The sequence below is a fragment of the Microbulbifer litoralis genome (genome assembly GCF_023634065.1).
In the GTDB taxonomy this organism is placed as follows: Bacteria; Pseudomonadota; Gammaproteobacteria; order Pseudomonadales; family Cellvibrionaceae; genus Microbulbifer; species Microbulbifer litoralis.
In genome coordinates, this window is record NZ_JALKCV010000002.1 from 421,711 (window position 1) to 437,455 (window position 15,745).

Genomic DNA, 15,745 nt, shown 5'->3' on the forward strand with positions numbered 1-15,745 from the left:
TGAAATATAAAAATGACAGGTGATGTTGTGTTATCCAGAATTCTTTCCCCACCCATGGTGGGAATACTTCTTACTGCGTGGCTGAGTGGTTGTGTCACCACCGGCCTGCCGCCAAAACAGGAAATCGACCTGGACAAGGCGTTGGAGACCCATGTGCAGCTGGGCCTCCGCTATCTGCAGAGCGGCGACAACCGCGAGGCGGCGCGCCAGCACTTCCTGAAAGCCCTGGAACTCGGCGAGCGCGACCCCCGCGCCCACCACGGCCTGGCCCTGCTCTACCAGTCCCAGGGCGAGCTGGATGTAGCCGAATCCCACTTCAAGAAAGCCCTGCGCTATGGCGACGACTTCTCCATGGCAAAGACCAACTACGGGGTGTTTCTCTACCAGCAGGAACGCTACGAGGAGGCGCTGGAGCTGTTCCGCGAGGCCTCCGCGGACCTGCGCTACAACCGCCGGTCATACGCGTTGGCCAATCTGGGGCGCACCGCTCTCAAGCTCGGCCGGGTGGAGGAGGCGGAGAAGGCCTATACCCGCGCGCTGGCACTGAACGAAGGCATGCCGCAGGCGCTGCTGGAACTGGCGGAACTAAAATTCGATGCCGGTGCCTACCCAGAGGCCAAGCGCTACCTGGATCGGTTCAGCGCGAACAACCGGCAGATCCCCCAGTCCCTGTGGCTGGGCATCCGCATCGAGAAAGTTTTTGGCAACCGTAACAAGGAACGCAGTTACGCCCTTGCGCTGAAAAACCTCTATCCCTACTCAGACGAAGCGCTGAAGTACAAGAAGATGACAGCCAATGACGGATAACGTTTCTGAAAGCGTCGAAAACGCCGGGAACCGCGCCTCGCAGAGCGATGCGCGGAGCCTGGACAACTCCCCCGGCAGCCAGCTGCAGCGGGGCCGCGAAAGCGCCGGCCTCAGCCGCGAGGAGCTCTCCCGCCGCCTGTGCATGACGGTCGAAAAGCTGGACCTGCTCGAGCGCGACGAATACGAGCGCCTGCCGAGTGCACTCTATGTGCGCGGCTATATCCGCAATGCCTGCAAGGAACTGGGCCTGGATTCAGCCCCGGTACTGGCCGCCTTCTCCGGCTACGCTGCCGCGGAAGAAGAGAGCCGCGCAATCGTTGAGCACGTGCGCCGCGGTCCGGTGATCGACAACCGCCCCAAGCGCAACCTGCGCGGCCTGGCCCTGCTGCCGCTACTGCTCGTTGCCGGCGTATTCTGGTGGCTGAACGGGCGCGACCTGACCCCGCCGGTACTGACTGCGGAGCCCGCCGGGGAAGAGGCCCTTGCCGCCGAACAGGCGCCGGTGGAATCCGGGGCATTCGCAGTAGCCGGCAATGTACAGCCGCAAGGGCCCGACACCGACGCAGAGGCGGCCCCACTACAACCGCTGGCGGAAGAGCCCTCAGCGAAGGAGGTAGAGCCTTCAGCGGAGATAGAGCCCTCAGCGGAAAATGAGCCTTCAGCGGAACAGCAGCCCTCAGCGGAACAGCAGCCCCCAGCAGAAGAAGCCCCCCAGCAGCAAGAGACTGCCGCGGAGGCCGCCCCCGCGGCGGACCCCGTCAGCGAGCCGTCCTTCGACCCGGCTCCCGCGCCGGCCGGCAGTGAATCGCTGCAGTTGGCCTTCACCGAAGAGGCCTGGATCGAGGTGAAAGACGCCAGCGGCGCCGTGCTCCTGGCCAAGCTGCAACCCGCCGGTTCAAAGGTATCGGTGGCCGGTCAGCCGCCATTCCAGTTGATGCTGGGCAATGCGAGCGGCACCGAGGTGCGCTTCCACGGCGAACTGGTGGACAGTGACCCGTTAGGCAACCGCCGCACACGCAAGCTTACGGTCGGGGACTGAAGCGGCACGGTGGCTGCGGGGCGACCCGCCTGCCCACCCTCCGCGGCAGTCTCTCCCGGGCCGATACTGGTTTGACCAGCCCGCATTTTAGCGTGCAGGCAGCACATCCCGGCAATTCCGCCCCGCCGGAGGCCGCTGTCGGCGTGACAAATCGGCCATCCATGCTGATTTGTAAGCCTTCCGCATTTATAATCTCCCCCTCATTTATCCAGTCTGCGAAACTGCCGAGTCAGCCCTATGCAATTTGAGTCACCCATTGTCCGCCGCCGGTCGCGTCAGATTATGGTGGGCAACGTGCCCGTCGGCGGTGATGCGCCGATCTCGGTGCAGAGCATGACCAATACCGACACCTGCGACGTGGCCGCCACCGTCGACCAGATCCGCCGGCTGCAGGCAGCGGGCGCCGATATCGTGCGCGTCTCCGTGCCCAGCCTGGACGCCGCCGAGGCCTTCGGCGAGATCAAAAAGCAGGCGGAAGTGCCGCTGGTGGCAGATATCCACTTCGACTACCGCATCGCGCTGCGCGTAGCGGACCTCGGCGTCGACTGCCTGCGCATCAACCCGGGCAATATCGGCCGCGAGAAGCGCATCCGCGCCGTGGTGGACAAGGCCCGCGACCTGAATATCCCCATCCGCATCGGCGTCAACGCCGGCTCGCTGGAAAAAGACCTGCAGAAGAAGTACGGCGAACCCACACCGGACGCGTTGGTCGAATCCGCCCTGCGCCATGTGGAGATTCTCGACGGCCTGGATTTCCAGGATTTCAAGGTCAGCGTCAAAGCCTCCGATATCTTCATGGCCACCGTCGCCTACCGCAAACTGGCGCAGCAGATAGAACAGCCGCTGCACCTGGGCATCACCGAGGCCGGCGGCCTGCGCTCCGGCACGGTCAAGTCCGCCATCGGCCTGGGCGCGCTGCTGCTGGACGGCATCGGCGATACCCTGCGGGTCTCGCTGGCGGCGGACCCGGTGGAAGAAGTGAAAGTGGGCTGGGATCTCCTGAAGAGCCTGCGCCTGCGCACCAAGGGCATCAACTTTATCGCCTGCCCCAGCTGTTCGCGCCAGAACTTCGACGTGGTACAGACCATGAACGAACTGGAAACGCGGCTGGAAGATATCACCACGCCGCTGGACGTGGCGGTGATCGGCTGCATCGTCAATGGCCCCGGCGAAGCCAAGGAGGCGGATATCGGCCTCACCGGCGGCACGCCCAGCCACGCCATCTATGTGGACGGCAAGCCGGACCGCAAATTCAATCACGACAACCTGGTCGACAACCTCGAGCGCCTGATCCGCGAGAAAGCCGCGGCCAAGGAAGAGCGCGAGGCGGATATTATTGCCAAGGCATGATTGTTGGGACTCGGGACTCGGGACTCGGGACTCGGGACTCGGGACTCGGGACTCGGGACTCGGGACTCGGGACTCGAAAAAGAACACAGAAATCAAATGCGAAGGCGCTGATGCCGGTACTCTCTTGCGGGACTGTTGGCGAGAGGGACCTCGCCGACAAGCCTCCAGGGATGGATTTACGGCGTGTCCCGCAAGAGAGTACCGGCAGCAGCGCCGCCACAGGACCTTCTTACTGACACCCGTCCGTGTGGCCGCAAAAAATTAGCAAGTAAGGAACACCGTTGAAACAACTTCGCGCAATACGCGGCATGAATGACCTGCTGCCGGGCCAGTCCCCGGTGTGGCAGTATGTGGAATCCACCCTCAGCGAACTCTTCGCCCGCTACGGCTACAGCGAGATCCGCACGCCCTACCTGGAGGCGACACAGCTGTTCTCGCGCGCCGTGGGCGAGGCCACCGATATTGTCGAGAAGGAGATGTACACCTTCGAAGACAAGAGCGGCGACAGCGTCACCCTGCGCCCGGAAGGCACCGCCGGCACCGTGCGCGCGGCCATCCAGAACAACCTGCTGACCCAGCCCCAGCGGCTGTGGTATTTCGGCCCCATGTTCCGCTACGAGCGCCCGCAGAAAGGCCGCCTGCGCCAGTTTCACCAGTTCGGTATCGAAGTCTTCGGCATCGAGGGCCCCGACATCGATGCGGAAATCCTGGTCATGACCGCGCGCCTGTGGCGCCAACTGGGGATCCAGGATCACGTCAAACTGCAACTCAACTCGCTCGGCAACTCCGCCAGCCGCGCCGCCTACCGCGAGGCGCTGGTGACCTACCTGAGCGAGCGCCGCGAACAGCTGGATGAAGACAGCCAGCGCCGCCTGGAGCGCAACCCGCTGCGCATACTCGACAGCAAAAACCCCCAGACCCAGGAACTGCTGGCCGATGCGCCCTGTCTACTGGACTTCCTCGACGGGGAATCCGCGGCGCACTTCGACCGCCTGAAAGCCATGCTCGACGCCGCCGGCGTCGCCTACGAGATCAATCCGAAGCTGGTGCGCGGCCTCGACTACTACGGCAAGACCGTATTCGAGTGGGTCACCGACAGCCTCGGCGCCCAGGGCACCGTCTGCGCCGGTGGCCGCTACGACGGCCTGGTGGAACAGATGGGCGGCAAATCCACCCCGGCCGTGGGCTTTGGCCTCGGTGTCGAGCGGCTGGTGCTGATGCTCGAGACCCTCGAGGTACTGCCCGAAGCCATCGACCAGCAGGTGGACGCCTACCTGGTCGCCGTGGGTGATGTACAATCGGCGGCTTTGGCCGCGGCCGAGCAGCTGCGCGACGAACTGCCCTGGTTGCGCCTGCAGACCCATATGGGCGGCGGCAGCTTCAAGAGCCAGATGAAAAAGGCCGACCGCAGCAACGCCGACTTCGCGCTGATCATCGGCGAGGACGAGGCCGCGGCGGGGCAGGTCACCGTCAAGTTCCTGCGCGCCGACGAGCCGCAGCAGACGGTCGCGCTGGCCGAACTGCCCGCGCTGCTGGCAGGCTGACGACAGAACAGGCAGGGAAGGGGCCCGGCGCTCCTGATTTCCCTGCGGGAAGATCCAGATAATTACAGGAAAGGCAAGTATCCAATGGCTGACCACATTACCGAAGAAGAACAAATAGAAACGCTCAAGCGCTGGTGGGCGGAAAACGGCAAGGGTATCGTCACCGGCGTGGTATTGGCACTGGCCGGCTACTTCGGCTACCAGTGGTGGCAGGACAGCGAGCGGGGCGAGGCCGAAGCCGCCTCCAACCTCTACCAGAGCTTTGTCCAGGCCGTGTCTGCCAACGAGGGCCAGCCGGACAACAAACAGCTGACCACCGCCAAGAGCGTCGCCCGCCAGTTGAAGGAAGAATTCAGCCAGCGTATCTACGCCAGCCAGGCAGCCCTGCGCCTGGCCGCCATCGCCGCGGAAGACAACGACCTGGAAGCGGCCGCCAAACAACTGCAGTGGGTGCTGGACAACGGCGCCGAGCCCACCATGCAACTGCTGGCCAAGCGCCGCCTGGCTGCAGTGAAGGCCGCGCGCGGTGAACCGCAAGAGGCGCTGGCACTGCTGGAAGGCGAGGTGCCGCCGGCCTTCGCCTCCCTCTACGCCGAAACCCGCGGCGATATCCTGCTGCAGCAGGGCGATGAGGCGGCGGCCCACAGTGCCTACCAGCAGGCACTGGCCCAGCTGTTGCCGGAACAGGCCAACAGCGCCCGGTTGCTGCGGATGAAAGCCGACAGCCTGGCCGCGGCCGAAGACACCGAAGCCGCAGCCGACGACAAGGCTGAGCCGGTCGATGCAGAGGTAGAAGTCGAGGACAAGGAGAGCACTGAGCAATGAGTTTCCTTTCCCGCGCGAGTGCGCGCATGTTGGCGGTGGCACTGGCCGCAACCCTGGGCGCCTGCGCGTCCAATGACGAAAAAGAAGACACGGACCCGGTCGAACTGGTCGAGATCCAGCCCAGCGTCGAGCTGCGCGAAGTCTGGTCCCACAATATCGGCGATATCGACGCCAAGCTCTACGCCATGTTGCAGCCCGGTATTTCCGCCGGCCGTATCGTTGTCGCCAACAGCGAGGGGGACGTGATTGCCTTCGAGCGCAGCAGCGGCAAGCGCCTGTGGGAAACCGAACTGGATGTGGAAATCAGCGGCGGTGTCGGTGTCGGCCTGGGCCTGGCCGTGGTCGCGGATTACCGCGGTCGCGTCGAGGCCCTGAACCTGAACACCGGCGAAGAAGTCTGGAGCCACCAGCTGTCCAGCGAAGTGGTCGCCGCACCCGCAGTCGGCTCCGGCCGCGTGGTGGTACAGACGGTCGACGGCAAGATCATCGGCCTCGACGCCTCCAGTGGCGAGGAGCGCTGGAGCCACAGCACCGTATTGCCGGTACTGACCCTGCGCGGCACCGCCGCACCGGTGATCTCCGCCGGCGTGGTCTACGCCGGCCTGGACAACGGCAAGCTGATCGCACTGGATGCCACCGATGGCATTCCGCGCTGGGACCAGCGCGTCGCCATTCCGCAGGGCTCCGCCGAACTGGACCGGGTCGTGGATATCGACGGCTCGCCGGTGGTGCGCGGCGACCTGGTGTTCGCCGCCAGCTACCAGGGCCGCGCCGTGGCCCTGTCGCGCGAAGATGGCCGCGGCCTCTGGGCGCGAGATGCCTCCACCCACCACAGCGTGGCCGTGGGCGCGGGCAGTGTGTTCCTGAGCGATGCCGAGGGCAGCGTCTACGCCTACAATGTGGGCAATGGCCAGATTGTCTGGAGCAACAACGAACTGTTGCGCCGCGAACTCAGTGGCCCGGCCTATTTCGGCGATGTCCTGGTGGTCGGCGACCTGGAGGGCTACCTGCACGCGCTGGATCCCGCCAGCGGCCGCATCATCGGACGCAAGAAAATCGACAGCGACCCGGTGCGTATCCCGCTGCTGGCCGACGGCGACCTGCTGTTTGCCCTGTCCGACGACGGCGAACTCGTGGCCCTGCGCCTGGAGCGCGGATAATACTGGCGGGACTCGGGACTCGGGACTCGGGACTCGGGACCCGGCATCTGGCACTCTGGAAAGGGCCTGATTGCCCCGAGGTCGGAAAGAATAGCTCCCCTTCTCCCTCTGGCAGGGGGCTGGGGGAAGGGCCGCGCTGGCGCCCCGCATTTGAACATCGCCCGCACCTCTGCGGGCGTTCGCATTTATGGCAAACAAGTTTTGCCCCGAGTAGAAAGAACTATGCTCCCTGTAATCGCCCTGGTCGGGCGCCCCAACGTGGGCAAATCCACCCTCTTCAACCGGCTCACCAAGAGCCGCGATGCCCTGGTGGCCAACTACGCCGGCCTGACCCGCGACCGCAAGTACGGCGAGGCGGAGATCGAGGGCCACAAGGTTATCCTGGTCGACACCGGCGGTATCAGCGGCGGCGAGGAGGGTATAGACGCGGCCATGGCCCAGCAGTCCATGCAGGCCATCGAGGAGGCGGACGTGGTGCTGTTCCTGGTGGATTGCCGCGCCGGCCTGACACCGGCGGACGAGATGATCGCCGAACAGCTGCGCACCCGCTCCAAGCCCACGCTGCTGGTGGCCAACAAGGTCGACGGCGTCAACCCGGATATCGCCCTGGCGCCTTTCTACGAGCTGGGCATCGGCGAGCTGTTCCCCACCACCGCCACCCACGGCCGCGGCGTGCGCGGGCTGATGGAACGCGTGGTGCAGGACCTGCCGGAACCGCAGGAAGCCGAGACCGGGGACGAGGCCAAGGGCATCAAGATCGCCATCGTCGGCCGCCCGAATGTGGGCAAGTCCACACTGGTCAATCGCCTGCTGGGCGAGGACCGCGTGGTGGTCTACGACCAGCCCGGCACCACCCGCGACAGCGTCTATATCAACTACGAGCGCGACGACAAGCCCTATACCATCATCGATACCGCGGGCATCCGCCGGCGCAAGAATATCCGCGAGTCGGTGGAGAAATTCTCCATCGTCAAAACCCTGCAGGCGGTGGAAGACGCCAATGTGGTGGTACTGGTGATCGACGCCGGCGAGGGCCTGGTGGACCAGGATATGCACCTGATGGGCAGCGTGATCCAGGCCGGCCGCGCGCTGGTGGTGGCGTTGAACAAGTGGGATGGCCTGGAAGACGACCACCGCCAGTACGTCAAGACCGAGCTGGAGCGGCGCCTGCGTTTCGTCGACTTCGCCGATATCCACTTTATCTCCGCACTGCACGGCACCGGCGTCGGCCACCTGTACGAATCGATCGAGTCCGCCTACCAGAGCGCCACCGACAAGCTCTCCACCAACCACCTGACGCGTATCCTGCAGTGGGCGGTCAGTGAGCACCAACCACCGCTGGTACACGGCCACCGCATCAAGTTACGCTACGCCCACGCCGGCGGCCAGAATCCGCCGGTAATCGTGATTCACGGCAACCAGACCGAGCAGGTGCCGGGCCACTATGTGCGCTACCTTGAGAAAACCTTCCGCAAGGCGCTGGACCTGCACGGCACCCCGGTCAAGATCGAGTTCCGCACCGGCAGCAATCCCTATGCCGGCAAAAAGAACAAACTGAGCGACCGCCAGAAGGCCAAGAAGCGGCGCCTGATGAAGTTTGTGAAAAAGAAGAAGTAGTGTTGTCGGGACTCGGGACTCGGAAAAAGGCGCCTTGGGAACGCCGAGTTCGGGAGCGCCCGCCGCCAGCTCGGCAAAGCGGGCCGCAGGCCCGCCAATGCCAATGGAATATGTCAAAAGGAGAATGCGATGCTGGACCTGAAAAATACCTCGCTACTGCGCACCCAGTCCTACGTCGACGGCCAGTGGATAGATGCCGACTCGGGCAACACCTTCGATATCACCAACCCGGCCACCGGCGAAGTGATCGCCAGCATCGCCGACCTGGGCGCCGATGAAACCCGCCGCGCCATCGAGGCCGCGGACAAGGCCTGGCCCGCCTGGCGCGACAAGACCGTCAAGGAACGCGCCAAGATACTGCGCCGCTGGTACGACCTGATTATCGACAATGTCGACGATCTGGCGAAAATCCTCACCGTCGAACAGGGCAAGCCATTGAAGGAGTCGCAGACCGAGATTGTCTACGGCGCCAACTACATCGAGTGGTTCAGCGAAGAGGCCAAGCGCGTCTACGGCGATGTGATTGCGCCGCCGTCCAACGACAAGCGCATCGTCGTGATCAAGCAATCCGTCGGCGTCACCTGTTCCGTCACACCGTGGAATTTTCCCAGCGCCATGATCGCGCGCAAGATGGCGCCGGCACTGGCCGCCGGCTGCCCGTTCGTCGCCAAGCCCGCTTCCGATACGCCGCTGTCGGCCCTGGCCCTGGCGGTGCTCGCGGACGAGGCCGGAATTCCCGCCGGTGTTTTCAATGTCGTGGCCGGCAAGAGCTCGCGCGAAATCGGCAACGAGATGACCGCCAACCCGCTGGTGCGCAAATTCACCTTTACCGGCTCGACCGCGGTGGGCAAGAAGCTGATGGCCCAGTGCGCCGAGACCATCAAGAAAACCTCGATGGAACTGGGTGGCAACGCGCCGTTTATCGTCTTCGACGACGCGGACCTCGACGAGGCCGTCAAGGGCGCCATCATCTGCAAGTACCGCAACGCCGGCCAGACCTGCGTCTGCGCCAACCGTATTTTCGTGCAGGAAGGCGTCTACGATGCCTTCGCGCAGAAATTCACTACCGCTGTCGAAGCACTGAAAATGGGCAACGGTGTGGAAGAGGGCGTTGAAGTCGGACCGCTGATCAACAGCCAGGCGGTGGAGGATGTCAAGGCGCTGGTGGACGACGCACTGGCCAAAGGCGCCAGGGAAAAAGTCAGCGGCGGTCCCAGCGAGCTGGGCGACTGTTTCTATGCGCCGACGGTACTGACCGACGTCAACGAAGAAATGAAACTCTTCAAGGAGGAAATCTTCGGCCCGGTCGCGCCCCTGTACAAATTCTCCAGCGAAGACGAAGTCATCGCCATGGCCAACGACACCGAGTTCGGCCTCGCCTCCTATTTCTACTCCCGCGATGTCGGCCGTATCTGGCGCGTCAGTGAAGGCCTGGAATACGGCATGGTCGGCGTCAACGAAGGGATCGTCTCCAATGAAATGGCACCGTTTGGCGGCGTCAAACAGTCCGGCATCGGTCGTGAGGGGTCCAGGTATGGCCTCGACGATTACCTGGAAATCAAATACCTGTGCATGGGTGGGATTGATCAATGATGTGTTTCGCTTTCACGGCGCCTTGATTCCCGGTCATCGATGCTTGTCGAACCCATTGCCACCGTCCATTCCTGCTTCGGCGAAAAATTCGGCGTGCCGCGCCAGCCGCTGCTGGCCGATGCCAGCCGCGCCGCCATCGAATTGCTGCCGCCACTGGACACCGCCGATGCGGTGGCCGGGTTGGAGGAAAATACCCATCTCTGGGTGGTGTTCCAGTTTCACCAGGTCGCCGGCCAGTGGTCGGCGAAGGTGCGGCCGCCGCGGCTGGGCGGTAACAGGAAGCTCGGTGTGCTCGCCACCCGCTCGCCATTCCGGCCCAACAATATCGGCCTGTCGGTGGTGCGGCTGATCGAAGTGCGCACCGGGCCCAAGGTGGAGTTGGTTGTCGGCGGGGCGGATCTCGTGGACGGCACGCCGGTGCTGGATATCAAACCCTATATTCCCTACGCCGATGCGCTGCCCGACGCGCACAGCACTTTTGCCGACGCCTCGCCGGCACCGCTGCCGGTATCGATGCCCGATGCTGTACGCGATCGGGCTGCCGCCTACCGCGACGACTGGGGCACGGACCTGCCGCGACTGATCGAGCAGGTGCTGGCCCAGGACCCCAAACCCGCTTACCAGAAACCGGATCCGGCGCGGATCTACGGCATGCAGTTGTGCGGTTTTGATCTGCGCTGGCGCTATGTTGACGGCGGGATCGAGGTCGTCGACCTGACAAGCCCGCAGAACTGAGTTCCGCCATCGCAGCGTCAAATTTCTGCCGTCAAATTGTCACTTCCCCCCGCTTCAATAACCTGTCAGTCCGGTGCCGTGATGGCCGATTCGGTTGGTCGCTATTGCCGAGATTCGCGTGTGCCAACAGCATTCATTGTGTAGTCCGTAAAAATTCCCGATCCCGATAATGGAACAGGACAAATGACAGGTAGCAACAATATCGATTGGCGCTGGATCCTATTGGCATTGCTGATCGCCGCGGCCCTTGTCGGCTGTGGATCCGACTCGGACAACGGCATTGCAGCGGATACACAACCGCCCAGTGCCGGTGAACTGCCGGGGAATGAAGAGGAACCGGGGGAAGAGCCGCCCGCGGAAGAAGAAACCGGGCAAGAAGGCGTGCCAGAGTTCCGCATCGGCCTGCTGCCCGATACCCAGGGCGGTACCGACGGCGAGGGACAGGCGCACGTGGCCTTGCACCCGATGCGCGAAGTACTCGAACACCAGCAGTCCGCCGGTGTGGATATGGTGATCGCACTGGGGGACCTGACCGATCACGGGTCGGCCCTGGAATTCAACGAGTGGCGCTCGGTAGCGGAGGACTATGCGGAACTGGGCATCGAGTTCCTGCCGGTGATGGGCAACCACGAAAGCAGCTACGCCTACACCGTCGAGTGGATCGATACCATGCGGGATTTTATTCCCGCGGACGCCGTGCATATGCCCGGCTATGAATGGGTCAATTACTATGTGGTGCGCGAGAATGTGCTGGTGATCGGCCTCGCCTACTACAACCTGCCCATCGCCTTCGAGTGGATCAAGCAGGTGGTCTATGAAAAGCGCGACCAGGTGTTTCATATCGTCGTCGCCAGCCACGATGGCCTGATCGGTGCCAAGTACGGCCAGACCCGCGAGCAGATCGTCGAGGGCACCAAGGCGGACAACTGGGTTTACCAGATCCAGCCACAGATTCGGGAATTCCTCGCCGATAACGATGTCATCTATGTGCAGGGCCACGAGCACCAGTACCAGCGCTCGCTGATCTCTGCCAGGACGGCGCTGCAGACACTGCCATCGGGGTCCACCCCGTCGGGCGGGAATTATCGTATGCCCGCCTATACCCAGATCATGGCCGGCAACGCCTCCTACAAGGGCTATGAGTTCCGCTACGGCGAGCGGGATCTGGTGCAGATGATCGTATCGCAGAAGAACGCCACGCTGGAAAACGGCTCAGAGTCCTTCGACGTCAATTCCTCTATCCTGGCTTTCCGCGGCCCGCGGGTGGATTACGCTTCCTACTTTGCGCCACACACTGCGAAAAGCAATGACGAGGCTGAAGCTTTCAGCGCGGAGTGGAAACTGCTGGATAAATTCTCGCGCACCGGCAACCGCTGCGAGCGGCTCGTCTATCCCGACTCGATTCCCGACGACACCCGCTCGGCCCTGGTGTTGCAGCCGGAATATCGCACCGACGCCTGCCTGGCGCCGAACGGCGGCGAGGCGCAGTTGTCAGGCGGCCGCAACCGCACCTTCAACCGCACCGATACCCGTACCCGGGATATGGAGTACAGCCCCGGCTTGACCCGCGCGGAATCCCTCAACGACCTGGCGCGACTGGCTTACCAATGGCTGTTCCAGTATCACGAGAACTGGACGCCGAACCTGAACAGCCCGCAGCGCGCGGTACCGGACGCCGACAGCGATACGCTCATCATTCCGGAAACCACCATCGACCTGAAGGAACACGTCACCCTGAGCTGGCTGCCGGGCAACGGCGACACGCTGTCCGATATCCTGATCGTCAGCGGCACCCAGAACCAGACCGGTGTCTACCAGGATGACTACGGCGCGCCGAAGGATATTGAAACGGATTCCGGGCTCGCCACAAGCCGCACCGACGGCGGCGCCAAGCCCCCGGTCGCGTTGCCGGACACGGCGACAAAATCCTGGGATATCGGCGATGCGGTGGCCGATCCCTATGTGTTGTCTTTTACCGGCCGGGAAGAGGTCGGCGGCCCCGCGATACTGGCGACCAGGGACGCCGGCGCCTGGCGTGCGCTGGCGCCGGAGGCGTGCCTGGTGCAGGCCCCCTGGCAGGACAGTTACCTGGATACGATGCCTGAACGCACGGCCGGCTGTGAGGACCGGCCGCTGGTGGGGTTCGATCCGTTACAACCAAACCACTGGTGGGCGATTCTGCAGAGGGATGTGGAGGTGGCCTTGATTGAGCGCGAAAGCCTGAATTGATGAATCCGGGAACCCTGTGGCTGGCGAAGCTCCCCTACGCCTGAAAGCGGATCGTCGCTCGTGTCGGCGCAATTGTCGCACCGGTGTTTGCAGGCGGAGAGGGAATCCGCTTGAATGGCATTGTCGTATAAAAAATGCGCCGGTGCGGAAACGCAGCAAAACCGGCTCTTATCCGGGGAAGGCCAGTGTTCAATCCTTGCAATGTCGCAAAACTCATTGCCGCTGTCATGCTGCTGGCCGCTGCCCTGGCTGTCTCCGCCCAGGACAGCGCCAGCGGCGATCATGTCCGCGTACGTTGGCTGGCGCCGGATTCCTTTGCCGCCGGCGAAACCGAAACCGTCGGCTTCTATTTTGAAGTGGATCCCGAATGGCATGTCTACTGGCGCAATGCCGGTGATTCCGGCGCCGCGCCGCGTTTTGATATCGCTGCGGACGAGGCCGAGGTCGGCGGCATACAGTGGCCCTTCCCGACGCGGCTGCCGATCGAGCACCTGACCAATCTCGGCTATCACGGCAACGTCGCCTACCTGTTCGATGTAACACCCGCCGACGGCGCCGACAGCCTGTCCCTGGATGTGAACCTGGAATGGCTGGTGTGCCGGATAAACTGCATCCCCGGCTTTGGCAGTATGAACCTGGAGCGCCACGTGGGGCCCAGCGCCAACTGGAGCGCCGGGGACCGCAGCCTGCGGGACCGGTTCGCGCGACGCATTCCGGCAGCGGCAGCCGCCAGTCCCTGGCAGGTGGTCTCCCTGTCCGAAGCCGGCGGCGACAGAATCCGCCTGACCCTGGAGGGAACGGGTGAAGCGCCGCAGGTGTTCCCCCTGGACGGGGAACTGTTGACCGCGAAAGAACCGGCACTGCGCAGCGACGGCGGGCGGCTGCACTACACCTTTGAACGCGTGCCGGGCGCGCCGCGGCCCGAGGGCAGCGGTTTCGTCGTCAGCGATGGTGAGCGCGCCTGGCAGTTCGACGATATCCCGTTCACCGCCGCGGCGGTCGCCCCCGAGGCGCAAGCGACGAGCCTGTGGTGGCTGCTGCTGGCCGCCTTTGCCGGCGGCGCCATACTGAACCTGATGCCCTGCGTGTTCCCGGTGCTGTCGATCAAGCTGTTCGGGCTGATCAGTGCCCGCACCGGCACCGCCGGGCGGTTGCGCGAGGGGCTGGTCTACAGCGCCGGGGTACTGGTGACCTTTGCCGCGCTCGGCGGCCTGCTGCTGGCCCTGCGCACCGGCGGCGCCGCGGTGGGCTGGGGCTTCCAGCTGCAATCCGCGCCGGTGGTGCTGGCGCTGGTACTGCTGTTCTGGCTGATGGCGCTGTCGTTCAGCGGTGTGTTCGAGTTCGGCCACCGGCTGATGAACCTGGCGGGCCACAGCCGTGGCGGCTCCTTTGCCACCGGGGTCCTGGCGGTGTTTGTGGCCGCGCCCTGTACCGGCCCCTTCATGGGCGCCGCGCTGGGGGCGGCAGCGGTATTGCCCGCCGTCTCGGCGATGGCGGTCTTCCTCGGCCTCGGCGCCGGCCTGGCGGCGCCCTTCCTGCTGCTCTGTGCCAGCCCGGCACTGTTGAACAGGCTGCCCGCACCGGGCCCGTGGATGGAGAAATTCCGCCAGTTGCTAGCGTTCCCGCTCTACGCCACGGTGATCTGGCTGCTGTGGGTGCTGGGCCGGCTGCTCGGCGACAGCGGCTGGCTGATCGGTACCCTGTTGTTGCTGGTTGTGGTCTTCGCGCTGTGGCTGGGGCGCAACTTCGCACGCGCCGGCAGGGTCGCCGGTTACCTGCTGGCCATCGCGGCCCTGGTCAGCGCCTTCGGTGCGCTGCGCGTCCCGCAAACGGACCGACAACAGATGGCGCAGGGCGAGTGGCGGCCCTACGACAGGGCGGCCATTGAACAGGCGCGGGCCGATGGCCGCGCCGTGTTTATCGATTACACCGCCGCCTGGTGCATCACCTGCCAGGTCAACAAGAAGCTGGTGCTGGATACACCCGAGGCGATGGCGCTGTTCGCCGCCCACGATGTCTTCCTGGTGCGCGCCGACTGGACCAGCCAGGATCCGGAAATCACCCGCGCGCTGGCGGAGCTGGGCAGGAATTCCGTGCCCGTCTACGCCTGGTATGCGCCCGGTGCCACAGAACCCGAGCTGCTGCCCCAGATATTGCAGCAGCAGATGATTGCCGCGCTGTTTGACGGACTCTTTTCTGGGGAAAGTACACTTCAATTGACAGAGGATGAAAGACCATGAACGGAAAGCAGTTTCTTCGCAGCCTGGTATTGTTTGCGGCCGCACCGGCGCTGGCACTGGCGGCCGCCGTGCCCGGGGAAAAGGCGCCGGACTTTTCCGAAGTCGACGCCGCGGGCAAAACCCATGCGCTGGGCGATTACAAGGGCGAGTGGCTGGTGGTGGAATGGTTCAACAAGGACTGCCCCTACGTCAGGAAGCACTACGGCAGCGGCAATATGCAGGCGCTGCAGAAAAAATACACCGGCGAGGAGATCAACTGGCTGACGGTGATTTCGTCGGCCAGGGGCAAGCAGGGTTACCTGGAGCCGGCGCAGGCACTGGAAGTGGCCAGGAGTCACAAGCTGAACGCCAGCGCTCCCTTCCTGCTGGATGCGGACGGCAGTATGGGCCGCGCCTACGGCGCCAAGACCACACCGCATATGTTCATCATCAACCCGCAGGGCGAGGTGGTCTACGCCGGTGCCATCGACGACAACGATTCCGCCAACCCGGCGGTGATTGCGGATTCGACAAACTACGTCGCCGCCGCGCTGGACGCGTCGCTGAGCGGTGAGGCGGTCGATGTCGCCTCGTCGCGGGCCTACGGCTGCAGCGTCAAGTACTGAG

Annotated in this window: 12 protein-coding genes; all 12 read left to right on the forward strand. The window is 64.1% G+C overall.

The genetic code is table 11. The features are described 5' to 3' along the window. Nucleotides 1-27: 27 nt before the first annotated feature. The 12 genes from pilW to MWN76_RS05250 all read left to right on the forward strand — a co-directional run bounded on the left by pilW (nt 28) and on the right by MWN76_RS05250 (nt 15,744). Nucleotides 28-807, forward strand: coding sequence for a type IV pilus biogenesis/stability protein PilW (gene pilW / locus MWN76_RS05195; RefSeq protein ID WP_250459902.1), 780 nt, complete (start codon nt 28-30; stop codon nt 805-807). Then, nucleotides 797-1,846, forward strand: coding sequence for a RodZ domain-containing protein (locus tag MWN76_RS05200; protein ID WP_250459903.1), 1,050 nt, complete (start codon nt 797-799; stop codon nt 1,844-1,846). The genes pilW and MWN76_RS05200 overlap by 11 nt, the downstream gene beginning before the upstream one ends. A gap of 237 nt (nt 1,847-2,083) precedes the next feature. Next, nucleotides 2,084-3,196, forward strand: a complete 1,113-nt coding sequence (ispG, locus tag MWN76_RS05205; protein WP_250459905.1) for a flavodoxin-dependent (E)-4-hydroxy-3-methylbut-2-enyl-diphosphate synthase — start codon at nt 2,084-2,086, stop codon at nt 3,194-3,196. A 281-nt stretch (nt 3,197-3,477) separates the two neighbouring features. Beyond that, nucleotides 3,478-4,740: a histidine--tRNA ligase gene (gene hisS / locus MWN76_RS05210; protein ID WP_250459907.1), complete on the forward strand. Its 1,263-nt coding sequence runs from the start codon at nt 3,478-3,480 to the stop codon at nt 4,738-4,740. An 84-nt stretch (nt 4,741-4,824) separates the two neighbouring features. Beyond that, complete coding sequence (locus MWN76_RS05215) at nt 4,825-5,565, forward strand: YfgM family protein (RefSeq protein ID WP_250459909.1); 741 nt, start codon at nt 4,825-4,827, stop codon at nt 5,563-5,565. Further along, nucleotides 5,562-6,725, forward strand: a complete 1,164-nt coding sequence (bamB, locus tag MWN76_RS05220; RefSeq protein WP_250459911.1) for an outer membrane protein assembly factor BamB — start codon at nt 5,562-5,564, stop codon at nt 6,723-6,725. Before MWN76_RS05215 ends, bamB begins: the two co-directional genes overlap by 4 nt. Nucleotides 6,726-6,947: 222 nt before the next feature. Next, a complete protein-coding gene (gene der, locus MWN76_RS05225; RefSeq protein ID WP_250459913.1) occupies nt 6,948-8,342 on the forward strand; it encodes a ribosome biogenesis GTPase Der in 1,395 nt (464 codons plus the stop codon). Nucleotides 8,343-8,471: 129 nt separating this feature from the next. Beyond that, nucleotides 8,472-9,935: an NAD-dependent succinate-semialdehyde dehydrogenase gene (locus MWN76_RS05230; RefSeq protein WP_250459915.1), complete on the forward strand. Its 1,464-nt coding sequence runs from the start codon at nt 8,472-8,474 to the stop codon at nt 9,933-9,935. A 39-nt stretch (nt 9,936-9,974) separates the two neighbouring features. Further along, nucleotides 9,975-10,670, forward strand: coding sequence for a tRNA (N6-threonylcarbamoyladenosine(37)-N6)-methyltransferase TrmO (gene tsaA / locus MWN76_RS05235; RefSeq protein ID WP_250459917.1), 696 nt, complete (start codon nt 9,975-9,977; stop codon nt 10,668-10,670). A gap of 183 nt (nt 10,671-10,853) precedes the next feature. Continuing rightward, nucleotides 10,854-12,899, forward strand: coding sequence for a metallophosphoesterase family protein (locus MWN76_RS05240; protein WP_250459918.1), 2,046 nt, complete (start codon nt 10,854-10,856; stop codon nt 12,897-12,899). A 227-nt stretch (nt 12,900-13,126) separates the two neighbouring features. Further along, nucleotides 13,127-15,139, forward strand: coding sequence for a protein-disulfide reductase DsbD family protein (locus tag MWN76_RS05245; RefSeq protein WP_284500147.1), 2,013 nt, complete (start codon nt 13,127-13,129; stop codon nt 15,137-15,139). Continuing rightward, on the forward strand, nt 15,136-15,744 hold the full coding sequence (locus MWN76_RS05250) for a thioredoxin family protein (RefSeq protein WP_250459922.1): 609 nt from the start codon (nt 15,136-15,138) through the stop codon (nt 15,742-15,744). The genes MWN76_RS05245 and MWN76_RS05250 overlap by 4 nt, the downstream gene beginning before the upstream one ends. Nucleotide 15,745: the final 1 nt, after the last annotated feature.

Coding starts and splice junctions, on each gene's coding strand:
- MWN76_RS05200 (WP_250459903.1), top strand. CDS start 797: ATGACGGATAACGTTTCTGAAAGCGTCGAAAACGCCGGGAACCGCGCC.
- ispG (WP_250459905.1), top strand. CDS start 2,084: ATGCAATTTGAGTCACCCATTGTCCGCCGCCGGTCGCGTCAGATTATG.
- MWN76_RS05215 (WP_250459909.1), top strand. CDS start 4,825: ATGGCTGACCACATTACCGAAGAAGAACAAATAGAAACGCTCAAGCGC.
- bamB (WP_250459911.1), top strand. CDS start 5,562: ATGAGTTTCCTTTCCCGCGCGAGTGCGCGCATGTTGGCGGTGGCACTG.
- der (WP_250459913.1), top strand. CDS start 6,948: ATGCTCCCTGTAATCGCCCTGGTCGGGCGCCCCAACGTGGGCAAATCC.
- MWN76_RS05230 (WP_250459915.1), top strand. CDS start 8,472: ATGCTGGACCTGAAAAATACCTCGCTACTGCGCACCCAGTCCTACGTC.
- tsaA (WP_250459917.1), top strand. CDS start 9,975: ATGCTTGTCGAACCCATTGCCACCGTCCATTCCTGCTTCGGCGAAAAA.
- MWN76_RS05240 (WP_250459918.1), top strand. CDS start 10,854: ATGACAGGTAGCAACAATATCGATTGGCGCTGGATCCTATTGGCATTG.
- MWN76_RS05245 (WP_284500147.1), top strand. CDS start 13,127: ATGCTGCTGGCCGCTGCCCTGGCTGTCTCCGCCCAGGACAGCGCCAGC.
- MWN76_RS05250 (WP_250459922.1), top strand. CDS start 15,136: ATGAACGGAAAGCAGTTTCTTCGCAGCCTGGTATTGTTTGCGGCCGCA.